The 19,498-nt window shown below is 69.3% G+C and carries 20 protein-coding genes; 9 read left to right on the forward strand and 11 right to left on the reverse strand.

Features of this window, described 5'->3' with window-relative positions; genetic code table 11:
• Positions 1 to 111: 111 nt before the first annotated feature.
• Positions 112 to 606 (forward strand): DUF3145 domain-containing protein, encoded by a 495-nt coding sequence (locus OC490_RS11200; RefSeq protein WP_026178291.1) that lies wholly within the window; start codon positions 112 to 114, stop codon positions 604 to 606.
• 69 nt (positions 607 to 675) lie between these two features.
• Here the strand turns inward: OC490_RS11200 and OC490_RS11205 are convergent, their stop codons facing one another.
• The 5 genes from OC490_RS11205 to fasR form a co-directional block, all read right to left on the reverse strand.
• The gene (locus OC490_RS11205) at positions 676 to 1,947 is read right to left on the reverse strand and encodes a beta-ketoacyl-[acyl-carrier-protein] synthase family protein (RefSeq protein ID WP_262057723.1); all 1,272 of its coding nucleotides are present in this window, start codon (positions 1,945 to 1,947) and stop codon (positions 676 to 678) included.
• A gap of 115 nt (positions 1,948 to 2,062) precedes the next feature.
• The gene (locus OC490_RS11210) at positions 2,063 to 2,311 is read right to left on the reverse strand and encodes an acyl carrier protein (protein WP_200715295.1); all 249 of its coding nucleotides are present in this window, start codon (positions 2,309 to 2,311) and stop codon (positions 2,063 to 2,065) included.
• Between the two features lie 80 nt (positions 2,312 to 2,391).
• Positions 2,392 to 3,390, reverse strand: coding sequence for a ketoacyl-ACP synthase III (locus OC490_RS11215; RefSeq protein WP_262057724.1), 999 nt, complete (start codon positions 3,388 to 3,390; stop codon positions 2,392 to 2,394).
• Positions 3,391 to 3,408: 18 nt separating this feature from the next.
• A complete protein-coding gene (locus OC490_RS11220; RefSeq protein ID WP_262057725.1) occupies positions 3,409 to 4,326 on the reverse strand; it encodes an ACP S-malonyltransferase in 918 nt (305 codons plus the stop codon).
• Between the two features lie 89 nt (positions 4,327 to 4,415).
• A complete protein-coding gene (fasR, locus tag OC490_RS11225) occupies positions 4,416 to 5,621 on the reverse strand; it encodes a fatty acid biosynthesis transcriptional regulator FasR (RefSeq protein ID WP_262057726.1) in 1,206 nt (401 codons plus the stop codon).
• Positions 5,622 to 5,715: 94 nt separating this feature from the next.
• On the opposite strand from fasR, the gene OC490_RS11230 reads away from it, so the two are divergent.
• A complete protein-coding gene (locus OC490_RS11230; RefSeq protein WP_262057727.1) occupies positions 5,716 to 6,366 on the forward strand; it encodes a pirin family protein in 651 nt (216 codons plus the stop codon).
• On the opposite strand, the gene OC490_RS11235 is transcribed toward OC490_RS11230, so the two are convergent.
• Positions 6,363 to 7,178, reverse strand: a complete 816-nt coding sequence (locus tag OC490_RS11235) for a serine hydrolase domain-containing protein (protein ID WP_262057728.1) — start codon at positions 7,176 to 7,178, stop codon at positions 6,363 to 6,365. The genes OC490_RS11230 and OC490_RS11235 overlap by 4 nt on opposite strands.
• Before the next feature lie 95 nt (positions 7,179 to 7,273).
• Between OC490_RS11235 and OC490_RS11240 the strand changes: the two genes are divergently transcribed.
• A complete protein-coding gene (locus tag OC490_RS11240) occupies positions 7,274 to 7,735 on the forward strand; it encodes a MerR family transcriptional regulator (protein ID WP_262057729.1) in 462 nt (153 codons plus the stop codon).
• The gene (locus OC490_RS11245; protein WP_262057730.1) at positions 7,732 to 8,748 is read left to right on the forward strand and encodes an aldo/keto reductase; all 1,017 of its coding nucleotides are present in this window, start codon (positions 7,732 to 7,734) and stop codon (positions 8,746 to 8,748) included. The genes OC490_RS11240 and OC490_RS11245 overlap by 4 nt, the downstream gene beginning before the upstream one ends.
• Positions 8,749 to 8,754: 6 nt before the next feature.
• Here OC490_RS11245 and OC490_RS11250 read toward each other — a convergent pair whose 3' ends face one another.
• From OC490_RS11250 to OC490_RS11260, 3 genes are all read right to left on the reverse strand, one after another.
• Positions 8,755 to 9,603 (reverse strand): DUF4429 domain-containing protein, encoded by an 849-nt coding sequence (locus OC490_RS11250; RefSeq protein ID WP_262057731.1) that lies wholly within the window; start codon positions 9,601 to 9,603, stop codon positions 8,755 to 8,757.
• A 58-nt stretch (positions 9,604 to 9,661) separates the two neighbouring features.
• Entirely contained in the window at positions 9,662 to 10,891 is a 1,230-nt protein-coding gene (locus OC490_RS11255; protein WP_262057732.1) for an alpha/beta hydrolase family protein, read from the reverse strand.
• A gap of 83 nt (positions 10,892 to 10,974) precedes the next feature.
• Positions 10,975 to 11,610 carry a TetR family transcriptional regulator gene (locus OC490_RS11260; protein WP_262057733.1) on the reverse strand — a complete coding sequence of 212 codons (636 nt, stop codon included), beginning with the start codon at positions 11,608 to 11,610 and terminating at the stop codon, positions 10,975 to 10,977.
• 83 nt (positions 11,611 to 11,693) lie between these two features.
• Between OC490_RS11260 and OC490_RS11265 the strand changes: the two genes are divergently transcribed.
• A complete protein-coding gene (locus tag OC490_RS11265; RefSeq protein ID WP_262057734.1) occupies positions 11,694 to 13,313 on the forward strand; it encodes an MFS transporter in 1,620 nt (539 codons plus the stop codon).
• Positions 13,314 to 13,544: 231 nt separating this feature from the next.
• Positions 13,545 to 13,796: a hypothetical protein gene (locus OC490_RS11270; protein WP_262057735.1), complete on the forward strand. Its 252-nt coding sequence runs from the start codon at positions 13,545 to 13,547 to the stop codon at positions 13,794 to 13,796.
• Here OC490_RS11270 and OC490_RS11275 read toward each other — a convergent pair.
• The gene (locus OC490_RS11275) at positions 13,779 to 14,540 is read right to left on the reverse strand and encodes a potassium channel family protein (RefSeq protein ID WP_262057736.1); all 762 of its coding nucleotides are present in this window, start codon (positions 14,538 to 14,540) and stop codon (positions 13,779 to 13,781) included. The genes OC490_RS11270 and OC490_RS11275 overlap by 18 nt on opposite strands.
• A 110-nt stretch (positions 14,541 to 14,650) precedes the next feature.
• Positions 14,651 to 17,398, reverse strand: coding sequence for a pyruvate dehydrogenase (acetyl-transferring), homodimeric type (aceE, locus tag OC490_RS11280; protein WP_262057737.1), 2,748 nt, complete (start codon positions 17,396 to 17,398; stop codon positions 14,651 to 14,653).
• Positions 17,399 to 17,760: 362 nt separating this feature from the next.
• On the opposite strand from aceE, the gene OC490_RS11285 reads away from it, so the two are divergent.
• The 3 genes from OC490_RS11285 to OC490_RS11295 all read left to right on the forward strand — a co-directional run bounded on the left by OC490_RS11285 (position 17,761) and on the right by OC490_RS11295 (position 19,487).
• Positions 17,761 to 18,198, forward strand: coding sequence for a DUF3052 domain-containing protein (locus OC490_RS11285; protein ID WP_019060358.1), 438 nt, complete (start codon positions 17,761 to 17,763; stop codon positions 18,196 to 18,198).
• 141 nt (positions 18,199 to 18,339) lie between these two features.
• Entirely contained in the window at positions 18,340 to 18,798 is a 459-nt protein-coding gene (locus OC490_RS11290) for a peroxiredoxin (RefSeq protein ID WP_262057738.1), read from the forward strand.
• A 113-nt stretch (positions 18,799 to 18,911) separates the two neighbouring features.
• Entirely contained in the window at positions 18,912 to 19,487 is a 576-nt protein-coding gene (locus OC490_RS11295; protein WP_019060360.1) for a TerD family protein, read from the forward strand.
• The last annotated feature ends 11 nt before the right edge of the window (positions 19,488 to 19,498 follow it).

Genomic DNA, 19,498 nt, shown 5'->3' on the forward strand with positions numbered 1-19,498 from the left:
CGGTACGTCACACTCCGCGCGCCGCCGCACGGTAGCCTCGCCCTCAACGTGGCTGCCCCGCCACCGCCGTTTGCCAGTCAGCAAGATGCCCCGCTCTGTCCGGAGGTCCCGGTGACGACACGTGGAGTTCTGTACGTGCACTCCGCGCCGCGCGCGCTGTGCCCGCACGTCGAGTGGGCCGTCGCCGGGGTGCTCGGCACACGCGTCAGCCTCGACTGGATCCGACAGCCCGCCGCGCCCGGAACATGGCGCTCCGAATTCTCCTGGCAGGCGGAGGCGGGAACGGCGTCCAAACTGGCGTCGGCCCTCCGCGGCTGGCACCTCCTCCGCTTCGAGGTCACCGCCGAGCCCTGCCCCACGGCCGAGGGCGAGCGCTACAGCTGCACCCCCGACCTCGGCATCTTCCACGCCGTCACCGGCATCCACGGCGACATCCTGATCCCGGAGGACCGCCTGCGCGCGGCCCTGACGAGGTCCCAGCAGGGCGAGACGAACCTGGAAGCCGACATCGCCAAGCTCCTCGGCAAGCCCTGGGACGACGAGTTGGAGCCGTTCAGGTACGCGGGCGAGGGTGCGCCGGTGCGCTGGCTGCATCAGGTGGTCTGACGTTCCGTTCCGTACACGCCGAGGGCCCCCACCGGTTGGTGGGGGCCCTCGGCGTCGTACAGGAAGTTCTCAGACCGTACGGAACGCCAGCACCACGTTGTGTCCACCGAACCCGAACGAGTCGTTCAGCGCGGCGATCCGGCCCTCGACCGGCAGCTTGCGGGCCTCGCCGCGGACCACGTCCGCGTTGGCCTCCGCCTCCGGGTCGAGGTTGTCGACGTTGATGGTCGGCGGGGCGATCCGGTTGTAGAGGGCGAGGACCGTCGCGACCGACTCGACGCCGCCCGCGCCACCCAGCAGGTGACCGGTCATCGACTTGGTCGCGGAGACCGCCATGTGGTCGGCGTCGTCGCCGAACACCTTGCGCAGCGCCTTCAGTTCGGCCACGTCACCGGCCGGCGTCGAGGTCGCGTGCGCGTTCACGTGCACGATCTCCGCCGGGTCCAGGTCGGTGTTGTCGAGCAGGTGCTTCAGGGCCTGCGAGATACCGCGGCCCTCCGGCTCCGGCTGCACGATGTCGTGGCCGTCGGCGGAGATGCCCTGCCCGACCGCCTCCGCGTACACCCGGGCACCGCGCTGTGCGGCGTGCTCGGCGGACTCCAGGACCAGGACGCCGGCGCCCTCGCCGAGGACGAAGCCGTCGCGGGCGGTGTCGTAGGGACGCGAGGCGCCCTGCGGGTCGTCGTTGTTCTTGGACATCGCCATCATGTTGCCGAACGCGGCGATGGGGAGGGGGTGGATGGCCGCCTCCGTGCCACCCGCGACGACGACGTCGGCGCGGCCGGTGCGGATCATCTCGATGGCGTAGCCGATGGCCTCGGCGCCGGAGGCGCACGCGGAGACCGGCGTGTGCACACCCGCGCGGGCGCCGACGAGCAGCCCCACGTTGGCGGACGGGCCGTTCGGCATCAGCATGGGGACGGTATGCGGGGAGACGCGGCGGACGCCCTTCTCCTTGAGCACGTCGTACTGGTCGAGGAGGGTCGTCACACCGCCGATGCCGGAGGCGATGACGGTGCCCAGGCGGTCGGGGTCGACGGCGGGGTCCTCACCGGCCTTGTCGGTGAAGCCGGCGTCGGCCCACGCCTCCTTGGCCGCGATCAGCGCGAACTGCGCCGAGCGGTCCAGTCGGCGGGCCTGCGGACGCGGGATGACCTCTGAGGGGTCGACGGCGGCCGGCGCGGCGATACGGACCGCCTGCTCGGCGGCCCAGTCCTGCTCAAGGGCCTTCACACCGGACTTGCCGGCGATCAGACCTTCCCAGGTCGAGGCTGCGTCGCCACCCAGCGGTGTGGTTGCGCCGATACCGGTGACGACCACGGTGCGATTGGTCGGGCTCACGGGAATTCTCTCTCCAACGGTACGAGGATTAAGCGGCGCCACCGCCGGGTGGCGGGGCCATGCAGCCGGGCCTATGGGGTGGCTCGGGCCTGCTGGTCCGGGCCTAAGAGGTGGCTCAGGCCTGGTTCTTGAGGATGTAGTCGGTCGCGTCGCCGACCGTCTTGAGGTTCTTGACGTCCTCGTCGGGGATCTTGACGTCGAAGCGCTCTTCGGCGGCGACGACGACCTCGACCATGGACAGCGAGTCGACGTCCAGGTCGTCGGTGAAGGACTTGTCCAGCTGGACGTCCTCAACCGGGATGCCGGCGATCTCGTTCACGATGTCGGCGAGACCGGCGACGATCTCTTCCTGAGTGGCGGCCATGTCAGGCGCTCCTTCTTTGTGATCCAGAGGGTGTGGCGGTGCTTCCGGTCCGGATCCGATGATGATCCGGCACGGAGTGCCTAGGGGAGGGTAACGACCGTCGCGGCGTACACGAGACCCGCCCCGAAGCCGATGACGAGCGCGGTGTCGCCGCTCTTCGCCTCGCCGGTCGCCAGAAGCCGCTCCATAGCGAGCGGAATCGAGGCGGCCGAGGTGTTGCCGGTGGTGCGTACGTCACGCGCGACCGTGACGTGCTCCGGCAGTTTCAGCGTCTTCACCATCGAGTCGATGATCCGCTCGTTGGCCTGGTGGGGAATGAAGACATCCAGTTCGTTCGCGGTGATCCCGGCCGCGTCCAGCGCCTGCTGGGCGACCTTCGCCATCTCGAACACGGCCCAGCGGAACACCGCCTGGCCCTCCTGCGTGATCGCAGGGAACTTGCCCGTGGAGTCGTACTCGGTCCACGGCACGGTCTGCTTGATGGTGTCGGACTTGTCGCCCTCCGAGCCCCACACGGTCGGGCCGATGTGCGGCTCCTTCGCGGGGCCGACCACGACCGCGCCCGCGCCGTCGCCGAACAGGAAGGCCGTCGCGCGGTCCTCCAGGTCGGTCAGGTCGGACAGCCGCTCCACACCGATGACGAGGACGTACTCGGCGCTGCCCTCGACGACCATGCCCTTGGCGAGCGTCAGGCCGTAGCCGAAGCCCGCGCAGCCCGCCGAGATGTCGAACGCGGCAGCCTTGTTCGTGCCGAGCTTGTCCGCGATCTCCGTCGCCACGGCCGGGGTCTGCTTGAAGTGCGAGACCGTCGACACGATCACGCCGCCGATCTGCTCGGCGGTGATCCCCGCGTCGGCGATCGCCTTGCCGGACGCCTCGATGGACATCGCGGCGACGGTCTCCTCGTCGTTCGCCCAGTGCCGGGTCTCGATACCGGAACGGGAGCGGATCCACTCGTCGGACGAGTCGATCGTCTCCAGGATCACCTCGTTCGGGACGACCCGGACCGGACGGTAGCCGCCCACACCGAGGATGCGCGCGTACGGTGCGCCCTTGCTCGGCTTGATCTTCGTCGACATGTTCCTACGGCTCCTTCTTCAGGCGTTGGCATGCTCTGCGATGAGCTCGCGGGCCGCGTCGAGGTCGTCGGGGGTCTTCAGGGCCAGCGTCTTCACGCCCGGCAGGGCGCGCTTGGCGAGGCCGGTCAGGGTGCCGCCGGGGCACACCTCCAGGAGCGCGGTGACGCCGAGCTCCTTGAAGGTCTCCATGCACAGGTCCCAGCGGACGGGGTTGGCGACCTGGCCGACGAGGCGGTCCAGCACCTCGGCGCCGGTGGTGACCGCCTTGCCGTCCTTGTTCGAGACGTACGTCAACTTCGGGTCGGCGGGCGTCAGTTCACGCGCGGCCTCGGCGAGCGCGTCGACCGCCGGGCCCATGTGCTCGGTGTGGAACGCGCCGGCCACCTTCAGCGCCACGACCCGGCGCACGCCCTCGGGCTTGTCGGCCTCCAGGGCGGCGATCTGCTCCAGCGTGCCGGCGGCCACGATCTGGCCCGCGCCGTTCACGTTGGCCGGGGTCAGGCCCAGCTTCTCCAGATGCGCGACGGTCGTGTCGTGGTCCCCGCCGAGCAGCGCGGCCATCCCGGTCCCGGTGATCGCGGCGGCCTCGGCCATCGCCAGACCGCGCTTGCGTACGAGGGTCAGGGCGGCCGTGTCGTCGAGGACACCGGCGAAGACGGCGGCGGTGATCTCGCCGACGCTGTGACCGGCGACGGCGCCCGGGGACACCTCGCCGAGCGCGGTCGCGGAGACCAGCCCGGCGGCGACCAGCAGCGGCTGGGCGACGGCGGTGTCGCGGATCTCGTCCGCGTCGGCCTTCGTGCCGTAGTGCACCAGGTCGAGGTCGATGGCGGCCGAGAGGGCACGCAGACGGTCCTCGACACCGGGGAGGTCGAGCCAGGGGGTCAGGAAGCCGGGCGTCTGGGCGCCCTGGCCGGGAGCGACGAGTACGAGCACTCTCACACTCTCTCTTGGGGACGGGCACGGCCGCCCGTGGGGACAGGGACGAAGAACACGAGGGGGTTTTGTGGGGCCCCGACAAAAACCTAGGTCTGGAGATCTCCATCGGCCAGACGCCCCAGGATCAGCGCGATCCGCAGCGTGAACGCGGAACGTACATCGGACGGCGACCAGCCGGTGACGTCAGTCACACGTCGAAGCCGGTAGCGCACGGTGTTGGGATGGACGAACAGCATGCGTGCCGCACCTTCGAGACTACTCGCCTGTTCCAGATAGACGCTGAGCGTCTCCAGGAGCGCCGACCCGGCCTCCTCCAGTGGTCTGTAGATCTCCTCCACCAACTGGTCGCGCGCACCCGGGTCACCGGCCATCGCGCGTTCCGGAAGCAGGTCGTCCGCCAGCACCGGGCGCGGTGCGTCCTGCCAGGCGGAGCAGGCCTTCAGCCCGGCCGCGGCGGCCTGCGCGGACCGGGTCGCGGCCAGCAGATCCGGCACGATCGGCCCGGCCACGACAGGTCCGGCCGCATACGGCCCGATCAGCGACTTGGCGACCGCGAGGGGGTTGTCGCTGCCTCCCGCGATCACGACGAGCCGGTCGCCCAGCACCCCGGTCAGCACCTGGAGCTTGGCGTGCCGGGCAGCACGGCGGATCGCCTCCACGGTCAGCTCGCTGTCGCCGTCGGGCGCGGTGCCCAGGACGACACACACGTGCTCCGGCGAGTTCCACCCGAGCGCGGCGGCCCGGGAGACAGCCCCTTCGTCGGCCTCGCCGCTCAGCACGGCGTTCACGACCAGCGACTCCAGCCGCGCGTCCCACGCACCGCGCGCCTCGGCGGCCTGCGCGTACACCTGGGCGGTCGCGAAGGCGATCTCACGGGCGTACACGAGCAACGCCTCGCGGAGGACGGATTCGTCGCCGGGCGCCGCCACCTCGTCGATCGCGGACTCCATGACCTCGATCGTCGTGCGCACCATCTCCACGGTCTGGCGCAGCGTGATGGCCCGGGTCAGCTCCCGGGGCGCCGTACCGAAGACGTCGGTGGAGATCGCCTGGGGGGCGTCGGGATGCCGGAACCACTCGGTGAACGCGGCGATACCGGCCTGTGCGACCAGCCCGATCCAGGAACGGTTCTCCGGGGGCATCGCCCGGTACCACGGCAGCGACTCGTCCATGCGCGCGATGGCCTGGGCGGCGAGACTCCCGGACGACTGCTCCAGCCGCTTGAGGGTCGCCGGGTGCGAGTGGGCTCGGGGCAGGGGGGCTGCGGGTCTGGTGGTTTCGGGTTCGGGCACGTGACAAGACTGCACCATCTTTTGGTTCGGTCACCTTCGGGGCACCTTGAGCCGGTGTGCCCTCGCCGTGGGCGGGACTACCGTGGTGGGTGTGATGGACGTACGGCGTTCTGCCGAGCGGTACTCAGGGGGTGACCCGCAGGGCGGGATCCAGTCGTGGCACGCCTTTTCCTTCGGGCCGCACTACGACCCCGACAACCTCCGGTTCGGTGCGGTCATCGCCTGCAACGAGGAACGGCTCGCCCCGGGCGCCGGGTTCGACGAACACCCGCACAGCCACACCGAGATCGTCACGTGGGTCGTCGAGGGGGAGCTCAGCCACCGCGACTCCACCGGCCACCTCACGCGCGTCCGGCCCGGTGACGTGCAGCGTCTCAGTTCGGCGGCCGGGGTGCGGCATGTCGAGCGCAACGACAGCGACTCGCCCCTGACCTTCGTGCAGATGTGGCTGGCACCGCTGGAGCCCGGTGGCGAACCGTCGTACGAGATCGTCCACGGCATCGCGGACTCCACTCCGTACGCGGTGCCGGAGGCGGGGGCGATGCTGCACGTGCGCCGTCTTACGCCCGGCGAGCGGACGGCCGTACCGGACGCGGCGCATGTGTACGTTCATGTGGTGCGCGGCGAAGTGAGCCTGGGCGGCGAGAAGTTGGGGCCGGGGGATGCTGCTCGGATCACGGACGCGCGGGATCTGGCGGCTCAGGCGGCCACCGGGGCCGAGTTGTTGATGTGGGAGATGCTCTAGATCTCGGTCAGCACCGCGTCCGTGAAGGGCGGCCAGGCCTCCACCGCCCACGGCCCGAACGCCCGGTCCGTCAGTGCCACGCAGGCCGCGCCCGCCGTCGGGTCCACCCACAGGAACGTACCGGACTGGCCGAAGTGGCCGAAGGTGCGCGGGGAGGACGAACTGCCCGTCCAGTGCGGGGACTTGGAGTCGCGGATCTCGAAGCCGAGGCCCCAGTCGTTGGGGTTCTGGTGGCCGTAGCCCGGCAGGACGCCCTTGGTGCCCGGGTACTGGACCGTCATCGCCTCGGCGACCGTACGGGGGTCGAGGAGGCGCGGTGCCTGGAGTTCGGCGGCAAAGAGGAGGAGGTCGTCGACCGTCGAGACCCCGTCCTTCGCCGGGGAGCCTTCGAGGGTCGTTGAGCTCATGCCCAGCGGGTCCAGGACCGCCTGATGCAGGTACTCCGCGAACGGGATCTCCGTCGCCTTCGCGAGGTGGTCGCCCAGCTGCTCGAAGCCCGCGTTCGAGTACAGGCGGCGCTGTCCGGGGGGTGCCGTCACGCGGTGTTCGTCGAAGGCCAGGCCCGAGGTGTGGGCGAGGAGGTGGCGCACGGTGGAGCCGGGCGGGCCCGCCGGTTCGTCCAGCTCGATCGCGCCCTCCTCGTACGCGACGAGGGCGGCGTAGGCCGCGAGCGGCTTGGTGACCGAGGCGAGCGGGAAGCGGTGGGCGGTCGGGCCGCGGGTCCCGAGGACGGTTCCGTCGGCCCGTACGACACCTGCTGCCGCGGTCGGCACCGGCCAGTTCTCGATCAGCGCGAGGTTCTGCAAGGACATGCCGTCGAGCCTAAGCGCTCGGTCCCGGGCCTCCTGCCGATTTCTTACGGGTTCCGCTTGCTTCGAGTGCACTCCAAGGCCATAGCGTGGTGGCCATGACGGTGATGGAGACCACGGGTACCAGGACCGACAGCTGCGCAGGCCCGCCGCAGGCCGAGCGGCGTCCCGACGGCGCGGACAGCTACACCATCAGCGAGGTCGTCGCCTTCACCGGGCTGACGGCACACACCCTGCGCTGGTACGAGCGCATCGGGCTCATGCAGCACATCGACCGCTCGCACACCGGCCAGCGCCGCTACAGCAACCGCGACCTCGACTGGCTCGACCTCGTCGGCAAGCTCCGCCTGACCGGCATGCCGGTCGCCGACATGGTCCGCTACGCCGAGCTGGTGCGCGAGGGCGACCACACCTACGGCGACCGCTTCGAACTCCTCGAAGCCACCCGCCGGGACGTCCTGGCCAGGATCGCCGAACTGCACGACACCCTCGCCGTACTCGACCGGAAGATCGCCTTCTACGGCGAGGCCCACGCCTACGAGAAGGAGAAGGCAGGATGACCGACACCACGATCCCGACCGCACGGCTCGGCGCGGACGGCCCCGAGGTCGGCGTCCAGGGCCTCGGCTGCATGGGCATGAGCTTCGCCTACGGTCCCCCCGACGCGAAGGAGTCGCTGGCCACCCTGGACCGGGCGCTGGAGCTCGGCGTGACCTTCTACGACACGGCGGACGTGTACGGCGTGGGGGAGAACGAGCGGTTCCTCTCGCCGTTCTTCAAGGCGCACCGTGACGAGGTCGTCGTCGCCACCAAGTTCGCCATGTCCATCCCGCCCGGCGAGCCCACCCGGCGGGTCATCCGCAACGACCGGCCCTACATCCGCCAGGCCGTCGAGGCGAGCCTGCAACGTCTCGGCATCGATGTCATCGACCTCTACTACATGCACCGCCGCGACCCGGCCGTCCCCATCGAGGAGACCGTCGGCGCGATGGCGGAGTTGGTGCGCGAGGGCAAGGTCAGGCACCTCGGGCTGAGCGAGGTCACGGGAGCGGAGCTGCGCGCGGCGCACACCGTGCACCCGATCGCCGCCGTGCAGTCGGAGTGGTCGCTTTTCAGCCGTGACGTCGAGATCAGTCTCGTCGGGGCGGCCGTCGAACTGGGCTCGGCCGTCGTGCCGTACTCGCCGCTCGGCCGGGGCTTCCTCACCGGCTCCTTCGCCAACGCCGAACAGGACCTGACGGAGGGCGACTTCCGCCGTTCGCAGCCCCGCTTCACCGGCGAGAACGCGTCGGCCAACGCGGCGCTCCTGGAACCGATCCGCGCGGTCGCCGACGCCCACGACGCCTCCCTCGGCCAGATCGCCCTGGCCTGGGTACAGCAGCGGGCCCAGGTCCACGGCCTCCCGGTGATCCCGATCCCCGGCACCACCAAGCGCAGGCGGGTGGAGGAGAACACGGCGGCGACGCGGATCGTCCTGACGGACGACGAGCTGACCCTGCTGGAGCCGATCGCCGGCAAGGTGGCGGGCGACCGCTACGCGGACATGACCTTCGCTTCCACCAGCAGGGAGTAGTGGTCCTTACAGTTCCGCGAGGAGTTCCGCCTTCTTCACGGTGAACTCCTCGTCCGTCACCAGCCCCGCTGCATGCAACTCACCAAGATGCCGAATCCGCTCGGCGATGTCCGCGGGGTCACGCCGAGCGGCCGGGATCACAGCCGTAGGACGCGCGGAGCGAACGGCGGAAAGGACCGCTGCCGCGAACGGCAGAGACTCGTGCACCGGCCCGTATCCCAGCCCGAACACCACAGCCGCCGGATCCTGATCCACCGGCACCGGCGGCGCAGTCCCCCGCAGCAGCCGTAGATGACCCTCGAAGACCTCGGGGGAGCGCCACTCGACGCCGTTGAGGTCGGTGACCGGGAAGCTCTGGTCGCCGGCCTTCCACTTGGCCGACGAGGCGCCGGTCCAGAACCAGCGGAAGGACACCGTCTTCCCGTCGAAGGTCGCCTTCCCGTCGTACGCCTTGAAGCGCAGCGGTACTTCGGGCGCGGCCACCAGGAACCGTTCGGCGGGCCCGCGGTCCTGTTTCAGCTGGGCGCGCAGCTCGTCGGCGTAGTACTCGGCGAGGGTCTCGCGCTCGGCGGGCAGCACCAGTTGATAGGGGTCGCTGCCCTCCTTCAGCTGGCCGGCCGCCGCCTCCATGAGCGGGTCGGAGCCGGGGCGCGGTACGACGCGCAGGACGACGGTGCCGCGTCTGCCGGGGGCGAGCGTCACCGTCTCGATCGCCTCGAAGGGGATCCAGCGTTCACCGAGCGCCTGGAACAGCTTGGGGGTTCGAATGCCCCGCTCGTAGCGGATACGCACGAAGTCGGACTCGAACTCCCAAGCGGCATGAAATCCGGCCAGTACGTCACCCATGCGGCTCATCGTAGGCGGCACACACTCCTCCGTCCCATCCCCGCGCAGACCGCAGTTCCTGCTGTTTCTACGCGCGTCCGGCCGCCGGGGCGTCGGACAGACCCTGTCGGCAGGTGTCGGTGTCGTGCGCGCACGACACCGCGTCGTACGCGCCCACACCGATGTCGGCGAAATTGGCGAGGCTGTCGGTACCCGACGCGAAGTAGCCGGTGTGCCCCTTGGCGTCCTTCGCGGCCAGCACCCGCGCGCCGAACGCCCTGGACACCGGGTCCTCGCCGTGCCCGAGACCGCCGACCTCCATGTACGGCACGTCCTGGATCCAGTCGTCGGCGTCCCGCATCGCCCACACCTGGGCGAGGGTGTGCAGGTGGGAGGCGTTCGAGGCGCGCATACCGGGGCTGCCGGCCACCGCGATGTCGGTCACCCGGGGCGGCAGTTCGTGTGCGGCGACCCCGCACACCACCGAGCCGTAGCTGTGGCAGAAGAGGGCGATCCGCGAGGTGCCGGGCAGCGCGCGTACCAGCGCGTTCAGCCGTACGGCGCCTGCCTCGGCGCGTCCCGCGGTGGCCGAGTCGATGCCGAGGCCGCCGGGCGCGGTGTAGTCGGCCCAGGCGATGACGGCCGTGCGCGTGCCGGTGTCGGTCGCGGACTTCGCCGTGTTCTCGGCGGCGTACAGGTTCTGCGCCATACCGACCGGTGCCGAGTAGCTCTTGTTGGTCTTCTGGAAGGTCAGCAGGTCGGTGTCGACACCGGGGACGATGATCGAGACGCGCTGCGCGGTGTCCAGGTCGCCGAAGACCTCGGCGATCCGGCCCGAACCCTCGGGGTCGAAGGCCAGGATGTGGCGGTCCCCGCTCATCAGCGCCTCGAAGCGGTGCATGAGGCGGCCCGCCTCCTGCTTGCCGTAGGGCGTGAGGCGGCTGTCGTGCATGCGCTTCCGCTCGACCTTGCGGGCCTGGTCGAGGGCGATGTGGTTGGCGCGGTAGCGCAGCTGGACCGGGGCGCCGTTCATGTTGCCGACCGCGAGGGGATAGCGGTGCGCGAGGCGCGTGCGCTGCTGGGCGGTGAGCGAGGCGAAGAAGCGGGCCAGCCGGGTCGGGGAGGCGTCCGGGTCGGGCAGCTCGCGCCCGTTTATGCGGCCGTGCTCCCATGCGGAGAGGGAGGCCTGGAGCGCCGTTTTCCCGGGGTGGCTGCGTACCGCGGTCCAGCCGGTGGTCGCCAGCATCACGAACACCACGGCCAGCGCGAGCAGCGCGCGCCAGGCGTTCAGCGTGGGGGAGGAGTCGAAGGAAGTCACTGGGAGGACACACTAGGAGAACGAGAGGGTCTCGCGTTAACCGAGTGACGGGGATCACGTTTCAGCGGTACGTGATGAGGAACTCAGTACGACTCGCTCGCGCGCCAGTTCCCCGCGAGCGCCGGTCCCACCCCGTCCAGGTAGGCGGCCGTCAACTCCCGCATCGCCTCGATGCTGAGGTCGTCCCCCGCGATCCACATCCGCTCCACCACCCGCATCACCCCGCCGAACACCGCCACCACCAGCCGCGGCCGGGGGTCCGCGTCCATTGCCAGCCCCTCGCGTACGGCGATGATCTGCGCGAGTTCCTCCTCCAGCTCCATCGAGCGCCGCAGATGCGCGGCGAGCAGCGCGGGCGTCGACTCGATGACCCGGTAGGTGCGCATGTGCAGGTCCAGCGGTACGACCTGCTGGATCGCCTCGTTGATGGTGTCCCAGCTCTCCAGCACGGCCCGGCGCAGCGCCTCCAGCGGGGCCTCGTGCGGCGGGCGGGCGCGGACGGCCCCGACGAAGTGCGTCTCGGTGAGCCGGGGCACGAAGAACGCGGCCTCCTCCTTGCCCGCGAAGTAGCGGAAGAAGGTGCGCTGCGAGACGTCGACGGCCTCGGCGATCTCGTCGACGGTGGTCTGTTCGTAGCCCTTGGTCGTGAACAGTTCGAGGGCGGCGTGCAGCAGCGCGTCCCGCGTGCGGGCCTTCTTGCGCTCGCGCAATGTCTCCATGCCGTTCTCCTTGCGATTGTTGACAGCCGCCGACATCTGCACCTGTTTGTCAACTGTCAGCGGCTGACACTAGCCTCGAACGCATGACTAGTCAGACCACCATCAGCGCGACGGGGCCGGGGGACAAGGCACCGGCCGCCCCGTCCGACCCGACGCCCTCCACGGGGCTGCGCGGCCACCCGTGGTTCACCCTCATAACCGTCGCCGTCGGCGTCATGATGGTGGCCCTCGACGGCACCATCGTCGCCATCGCCAACCCGGCCATCCAGAAGGACCTCGGCGCCAGCTTCGCCGACGTCCAGTGGATCACCAACGGCTACTTCCTCGCCCTCGCGGTCTCCCTCATCACCGCCGGCAAGCTCGGCGACCGCTTCGGCCACCGCCAGACCTTCCTGATCGGCGTGAGCGGATTCGCCCTCGCGTCCGGCGCGATCGGCCTCTCGCACAGCATCGCGTTCGTCGTCACCTTCCGCGTGCTCCAGGGGCTGTTCGGCGCGCTGCTGATGCCGGCCGCGCTCGGCCTGCTGCGGGCCACCTTCCCCGCCGAGAAGCTCAACATGGCCATCGGCCTGTGGGGCATGGTCATCGGCGCCTCCACCGCGGGCGGCCCGATTCTCGGCGGCGTCCTCGTCGAGCACGTCAACTGGCAGTCGGTGTTCTTCATCAACGTGCCGGTCGGCGCCATCGCGCTGATCCTCGGCCTGCTGATCCTGCGTGACCACCGCGCCGAGAACGTGCCCCGCTCCTTCGACATCCTCGGCATCGTGCTGCTCTCCGGCGCGATGTTCTGCCTCGTCTGGGCCCTCATCAAGGCGCCCGCCTGGGGCTGGGGCGCCGGTACGACCTGGGCGTTCCTCGCCGCGTCCGTCCTGGGCTTCGCCCTGTTCGCCTTCTGGGAGCAGCGCGTCAAGGAACCCCTCATCCCGCTGGGCCTGTTCCGCTCCGTCCCGCTGTCCGCGGGCGTCGTGTTGATGGTCCTGATGGCGATCGCCTTCATGGGCGGCCTGTTCTTCGTGACGTTCTATCTGCAGAACGTGCACGGTATGAGCCCCATCGACGCCGGTCTCCACCTCCTCCCACTCACCGGGATGATGATCGTCGGCTCCCCGCTGGCCGGCGCGGCGATCACCAAGCTCGGCCCGCGCATCCCGCTGGCCGGCGGCATGGCGGCCACCGCGATCGCCATGTACGGCATGTCCACCCTGGAGTCGGACACCGGCAGCGCGGTCATGTCCATCTGGTTCGCCCTGCTGGGCCTCGGCCTCGCCCCCGTGATGGTCGGCGCCACCGAGGTCATCGTGGGCAACGCCCCCATGGAGCTCTCCGGTGTCGCCGGCGGTCTCCAGCAGGCCGCGATGCAGATCGGCGGCAGCCTCGGTACGGCCGTCCTCGGCGCCGTCATGGCCTCCCGCGTCGACAGCGACCTGGCCGACAACTGGGCGGACGCGGGTCTGCCCAAGCTCACCCAGCCGCAACTGGACGCGACCGCCGAAGCGGTCCAGGTCGGTGTCGCCCCGGTCGCCCCGGGCACCCCGGCGGCGGTCGCCGCGAAGATCACGCAGGTCGCCCACGACACCTTTATCTCCGGCATGAGCCTGGCCTGCCTGGTCGCGGCCGGCGTAGCGGTGGTCGCGGTGTTCGTCGCCCTGCTGACCAAGCGCGGCGAGAACGCGGAGGCGGGCGCGGGAGCCGCCCACATCTAACCCTTTTTCAGGGCGAGTTCGCCTATCAGGGTGACTGCGCTAAAGATTCCTGGCGTTCGGTACGCGCCGCAGGTCACAGTAAGTCAAGTCCTCCGCAGGGCAGGGGGGACGGGTGGTCTGCGGCGCGCTGCCGGAGGGGGGCAGCGCGCAAGCAGGCTTTTTTCATGCGTACGGGGGTAGCGGTCGTAGTGTCGTAGTACGGAACTGGCGTGGACATCCAGGGAGTTGACGATGACGGGTTCAGGAAACGGAACACGCACTCGGCCGGACCGCGCGACGCTCGCCGTCGTCGGACTGGTCTGCGCGGTCGCGGGCTTCTTCCTGGCGGGCAACCTGGGGATCGTCCTCGGCCCGATCGCGGTGATCTGCGGCTGGCTCGCCATGGGCCGCAGGTGGGCGGGCGCACGCCGGGTGGTGGCCCTGGTGGCCCTGGTCCTGGGCGCGATCGACACGGTGGCGGCGGTTCTATGGACGTTCTTCTGAGCCGGGGCTGACCAGGCTCGGCACCCCCGGCAGTGCCGCCACCTCCGCCCGCAGCGCCCGTACTTCCTCTGTCAGCGCCTCGATGGCCTCGGTCTGCCGTCGTTCCTCCACGTCGTCCTTCTCGAACCGGGCGATGAACCAGGTGGCGATGTTCGCGGTGACGACACCGAGCAGCGCGATCCCGGACAGCATCAGCCCGACGGCGATCATCCGCCCCAGGCCGGTGGTCGGCGCGTGATCCCCGTACCCCACCGTCGTCATGGTCGTGAACGACCACCACACGGCATCACCCAGCGTCCGGATGTTCCCGTTGGGCGAGTCCCGTTCCACGGACAGCACCGCGAGCGAGCCGAACATCAACAGCCCGACCACCGCGCCGGCGACATACGTCGTCAGCTGGATCTGCGAGGCCATCCGGGCCCGCCGCCCGACGAGTATGAGCGTCGACACCATCCGCAGCAGCCGCAGCGGCTGGAGTATCGGCAGCACGACCGCGCACAGATCCATCCAGTGCGTCCGCACGAACCGCCGCCGGTCCCGGGACATCGCGAGCCGCATCAGATAGTCGGCGGCGAACGCCGCCCACACCGCCCACTCGACCGCCGTGCATACCGCCGTCAGTGAATGACCGGCGGTGGTGTCCACGATCGGCACGGCATAGGCAACGGCAAACGCAACGGCGAGCGCCAGCAACGGCCGCTGAGTCAGCTGCTCCCAACGGGCTTGCGCCGATTGTTGCTTCATGCCCGCATCGTAGGTCGACGGGACGCCCCTTAAAGGCGCCCCGAAGGGGCTTGCCTTTAAGGGGCGCGGGGAACTGCGCGACCAGCCCCCACCGGCCCGCAGCCAAAAAACTACGCGTCCCCTCCAGCCACACCCGGATCGGCCGAGGCGACATCCAGCAACTGGTACCGATCGATCGCCTGCTTCAGCACAGACCGATCAACCTTCCCCTCCCGAGCCAACTCCGTCAGCACAGCCACCACGATCGACTCCGCGTCGATGTGGAAGAACCGCCGAGCAGCCCCCCGAGTGTCGGCGAACCCGAACCCGTCGGCCCCCAACGACTGATAAGTCCCGGGCACCCACCGCGAGATCTGATCAGGAACCGACCGCATCCAGTCGGAAACCGCCACGAACGGCCCCTCCGCCCCGCTCAACTTCCGCGTGACATAAGGAACCTGCTGCTCCTCCTCGGGATGCAGCAGGTTGTGCCGCTCCACCTCGACGGCCTCGCGCCGCAGTTCGTTCCAGGAGGTCGCGGACCACACATCGGCCCGCACGTTCCACTCCTCGGCGAGGATCCGCTGCGCCTCGATCGCCCACGGCACCGCCACACCCGATGCCATGATCTGCGCCGGAACCGTGCCCGAGGCACCCTGGCTGATGCGGTGAACGCCCTTGAGGATGCCCTCGACATCGACGTCCGCCGGCTCGGCCGGGTGCTGGAGCGGCTCGTTGTAGACGGTGAGGTAGTAGAAGACGTCCTCACCGTGCGGGTGTTCCGCGTCCGAGCCGTACATCCGCCGCAGCCCGTCCTGCACGATGTACGCGATCTCGTACGAATACGCCGGGTCGTAGGCGACACAGCCCGGGTTGGTCGACGCCAGCAACTGCGAGTGCCCGTCCGCGTGTTGCAGACCCTCACCGGTCAGAGTCGTACGCCCGGCGGTCGCGCCCAGCACGAAACCGCGCGCCAACTGGTCGGCCATCTGCCAGAACTGGTCACCGGTGCGTTGGAAACCGAACATCGAGTAGAAGACGTAGACCGGGATGAGCGGCTCGCCGTGGGTCGCGTACGCCGAACCCGCCGCGATCAGCGAAGCGGTGCAGCCCGCCTCCGAGATGCCGTCGTGCAGCATCTGCCCGGTCGGCGACTCCTTGTACGCGAGCAGCAGTTCACGGTCCACCGACTCGTACTGCTGGCCGAGCGGGTTGTAGATCTTCGCGCTCGGGAAGAACGAGTCCATGCCGAACGTGCGGTACTCGTCCGGCGCGATCAGCACGAACCGCTTGCCGATCTCCTTGTCCCGCATGAGGTCCTTGAGCAGCCGTACGAACGCCATGGTGGTGGCGATCGACTGCTGGCCGGAGCCCTTCTTCACGCTCGCGTACGTCTTGTCCTCGGGCAGGACCAGCGGCTTCGAGCGGACGACACGCGTCGGGACGTACCCGCCCAGCGCGTTGCGCCGGTCGTGCATGTACTGGATCTCCTCCGAGTTCCGGCCCGGGTGGTAGTACGGCGGCGCGCCGGACTCCAGCTCCTGGTCGGTGATCGGGAGGTGCAGCCGGTCGCGGAAGCCCTTGAGGTCGGCGACCGTCAGCTTCTTCATCTGGTGCGTGGCGTTGCGGCCCTCGAAGTTGGGGCCCAGCGTCCAGCCCTTGACCGTCTGGGCGAGGACCACGGTCGGCTGGCCCTTGTGCTCCTTGGCCGCCTCGAAGGCCGCGAACACCTTCCGGTGGTCGTGCCCGCCGCGCCCCAGGTGCAGGATCTGGTCGTCGGTCATGTTCTCGACCATCGCGCGCAGCCGGTGGTCGTGCCCGAAGAAGTGCTCGCGGATGTACGCGCCGGTCTCCGTGGCGTACGTCTGGAACTGGCCGTCCGGCGTGGTGTTGAGCTGGTTGACCAGCACACCGTCGCGGTCCTGGGCGAGCAGCGGGTCCCAGGTGCGGTCCCAGACCAGCTTGATGACGTTCCAGCCGGCGCCCCGGAACTGCGACTCCAGCTCCTGGATGATCTTGCCGTTGCCGCGCACCGGGCCGTCGAGCCGCTGGAGGTTGCAGTTGACGACGAAGGTCAGGTTGTCGAGGCCCTCGCGCGCGGCGATCGACAGCTGGCCGAGCGACTCCGGCTCGTCCATCTCGCCGTCACCGAGGAACGCCCACACGTGTGACCTGGAGGTGTCCGCGATCCCGCGCGCCTCCATGTAGCGGTTCATCCGCGCCTGGAAGATCGCGCCGAGCGGGCCGAGGCCCATGGACACGGTCGGGAACTCCCAGAAGTCCGGCATCGACCGCGGGTGCGGATACGAGGACAGTCCGTACGGCGCCTTCGACTTCTCCTGGCGGAACGCGTCCAGCTGCTGCTCGCTGAGCCGGTCCAGGAGGAACGCGCGGGCGTAGATGCCCGGCGAGGCGTGCCCCTGGAAGAAGATCTGGTCGCCGCCGTCGCCCTGGTCCTTGCCCCGGAAGAAGTGGTTGAAGCCCACGTCGTAGAGCGAGGCGGAGGAGGCGAAGGTGGCGATGTGGCCGCCGACCCCGATACCGGGACGCTGGGCCCTGGACACCATCACCGCGGCGTTCCAGCGGGTGGCGTTGAGGACCTTGCGCTCGATCTCCTCGTTGCCGGGGAAGAACGGCTCGTCCTTGGTGGCGATGGTGTTGACGTAGTCCGTGCTGCGCATCTCGGGCACGGCCACGCGCTTCTCGCGGGCCCGCTCGATCAGCCGGAGCATCAGATAGCGGGCCCGCTCACGGCCGCGCTGGTCCACGGCGGCGTCGAGCGAGTCGAGCCACTCCTGGGTCTCTTCGGGATCGAAGTCAGGAACCTGACTCGGAAGGCCGCCAATGATGATCGGATTGCGATCGGATCCGGAAGCCACGCTGTTCCTTACCTGTCAGAGGGAGCTGGGTGAGGGGGCTGCACCGTTCCCCATGGTCTACCGCGGGGCGGCAATCGTCATCTCTACCGTGAGGTAACCGTGACTCGTTTAGCAAAGTCATTCGAGTCGCGTACCCTCGGAGGGTTCTCAAACGTGCAAACCGGGCAGAACGCTGTGGTGTACGTCACCGGTGGTCGCGATAGCGTGCCTGGAGTTGCGGCGACACGGCCAGGATCGTCACCGTTTCGGCGTTCCGAATCGCCGGGTACTTGCGCGATCCGGCCCGTCCGTGTGGACTACGGCCAACGCTTCGCGTACGCGCGTGGCTGGACATTCATCAAGACATGATCAGGAGGCAACCCGTGAGCGCGACCGCGGACCACGCGGAGGAGCGGACGAACCCTGCCGTCAGGCTGGGGTTCCAGCCCGAGCAGGTGGTCCAGGAGATCGGCTACGACGACGACGTAGACCAGGAACTCCGCGAGGCCATTGAAGAAGTCATCGGCAGCGACCTGGTGGACGAGGACTACGACGACGTCGCCGATGCCGTGGTGCTGTGGTTCCGCGACGAGGACGGCGACCTGACCGACGTGCTGGTGGACGCCATCTCGTACGTCGAGGAGGGCGGCTCCATCCTGCTGCTGACGCCGAAGACCGGCCGTGACGGCTACGTCGAGCCGAGCGACATCTCGGAAGCCGCCACGACCGCGGGCCTTTCCGCGGCCAAGAGCGTCAGCGTGGGCAAGGACTGGAGTGGCAGCCGGCTGGTGACGCCCAAGGCAGCCAAGTCCAAGAGGTAGTCCACGGAGGTACCTCGATCGTCGAACCCCGGACGGGCTGGCCACGCCAGCCCGTCCGTCCGCATGCCGTGATCGCTGCGTAGGGTGGTGGGCCCAGGGTGGTCTCACCCGAACAGCCCCACCGAAGGGATGCAGGACGAGATGGCGATCCAGGTCGGCGACAAGGCCCCCGATTTCGAGCTCAAAGACAACCACGGCGCCACCGTGAAGCTCTCCGACTTCCGCGGCGACAAGAACGTGGTGCTGCTCTTCTACCCCTTCGCCTTCACCGGCGTCTGCACCGGCGAACTGTGCTCCCTGCGCGACAACCTGCCGCAGTTCACCGACCGCGACACCCAACTCCTCGCGGTCTCCAACGACTCCATCCACGCCCTGCGCGTCTTCGCCGAACAGGAGGGCCTGGAGTACCCGTTGCTCTCCGACTTCTGGCCGCACGGCAACACTTCGCGCGACTACGGCGTCTTCGACGAGGACAAGGGGTGCGCTCTGCGCGGCACCTTCATCATCGACAAGGAGGGCGTCGTGCGCTGGACCGTCGTCAACGGGCTCCCGGACGCACGCGACCTCGGCGAGTACGTGAAGGCCCTCGACACCCTGTGATTGTTAGGTTCCAGGGCCTGCGAGGGCCGGGAACCCGTCACTAGGATCGAGACGTTGATCCGATACCGACGCACTACGGGGCATCCCCGCCCCTGGACACCAATGGAGGACTCGTGGGAGTCAGCCTCAGCAAGGGCGGCAACGTTTCACTGACCAAGGAGGCCCCGGGCCTGACCGCGGTCATCGTCGGTCTGGGGTGGGACGTCCGCACCACCACCGGTACCGACTTCGACCTCGATGCCAGCGCACTGCTGCTGAACAGCGCGGGCAAGGTCGCGAGCGACGCCAACTTCGTCTTCTTCAACAACCTCAAGAGCCCCGACGGCTCCGTCGAGCACACCGGTGACAACACCACCGGTGAGGGCGAGGGCGACGACGAGGCGATCAAGGTGAACCTCGCGGCGGTCCCGGCGGACGTCGACAAGATCACCTTCCCGGTCTCGATCTACGACGCCGAGAACCGCCAGCAGTCCTTCGGCCAGGTCCGCAACGCGTTCATCCGCGTGGTGAACCAGGCCGGCGGCGCCGAGATCGCCCGCTACGACCTCTCCGAGGACGCCTCGACCGAGACGGCGATGGTCTTCGGCGAGCTCTACCGCAACGGCGCGGAGTGGAAGTTCCGCGCCATCGGCCAGGGCTACGCCTCGGGCCTGCGCGGTATCGCCCAGGACTTCGGCGTCAACGTCTGACGTCCGTAGGC

Origin of the sequence: Streptomyces sp. STR69 (genome assembly GCF_024519455.1) — a bacterium.
GTDB lineage: Bacteria > Actinomycetota > Actinomycetes > Streptomycetales > Streptomycetaceae > Streptomyces.

What these genes read in the sequence shown, in the direction of transcription:
- OC490_RS11210 (WP_200715295.1), bottom strand. Translation starts at nt 2,311, where the DNA reads ATGGCCGCCACTCAGGAAGAGATCGTCGCCGGTCTCGCCGACATCGTG.
- OC490_RS11215 (WP_262057724.1), bottom strand. Translation starts at nt 3,390, where the DNA reads ATGTCGACGAAGATCAAGCCGAGCAAGGGCGCACCGTACGCGCGCATC.
- OC490_RS11230 (WP_262057727.1), top strand. Translation starts at nt 5,716, where the DNA reads ATGGACGTACGGCGTTCTGCCGAGCGGTACTCAGGGGGTGACCCGCAG.
- OC490_RS11235 (WP_262057728.1), bottom strand. Translation starts at nt 7,178, where the DNA reads ATGTCCTTGCAGAACCTCGCGCTGATCGAGAACTGGCCGGTGCCGACC.
- OC490_RS11240 (WP_262057729.1), top strand. Translation starts at nt 7,274, where the DNA reads ATGACGGTGATGGAGACCACGGGTACCAGGACCGACAGCTGCGCAGGC.
- OC490_RS11245 (WP_262057730.1), top strand. Translation starts at nt 7,732, where the DNA reads ATGACCGACACCACGATCCCGACCGCACGGCTCGGCGCGGACGGCCCC.
- OC490_RS11250 (WP_262057731.1), bottom strand. Translation starts at nt 9,603, where the DNA reads ATGAGCCGCATGGGTGACGTACTGGCCGGATTTCATGCCGCTTGGGAG.
- OC490_RS11260 (WP_262057733.1), bottom strand. Translation starts at nt 11,610, where the DNA reads ATGGAGACATTGCGCGAGCGCAAGAAGGCCCGCACGCGGGACGCGCTG.
- OC490_RS11265 (WP_262057734.1), top strand. Translation starts at nt 11,694, where the DNA reads ATGACTAGTCAGACCACCATCAGCGCGACGGGGCCGGGGGACAAGGCA.
- OC490_RS11270 (WP_262057735.1), top strand. Translation starts at nt 13,545, where the DNA reads ATGACGGGTTCAGGAAACGGAACACGCACTCGGCCGGACCGCGCGACG.
- OC490_RS11275 (WP_262057736.1), bottom strand. Translation starts at nt 14,540, where the DNA reads ATGAAGCAACAATCGGCGCAAGCCCGTTGGGAGCAGCTGACTCAGCGG.
- OC490_RS11290 (WP_262057738.1), top strand. Translation starts at nt 18,340, where the DNA reads ATGGCGATCCAGGTCGGCGACAAGGCCCCCGATTTCGAGCTCAAAGAC.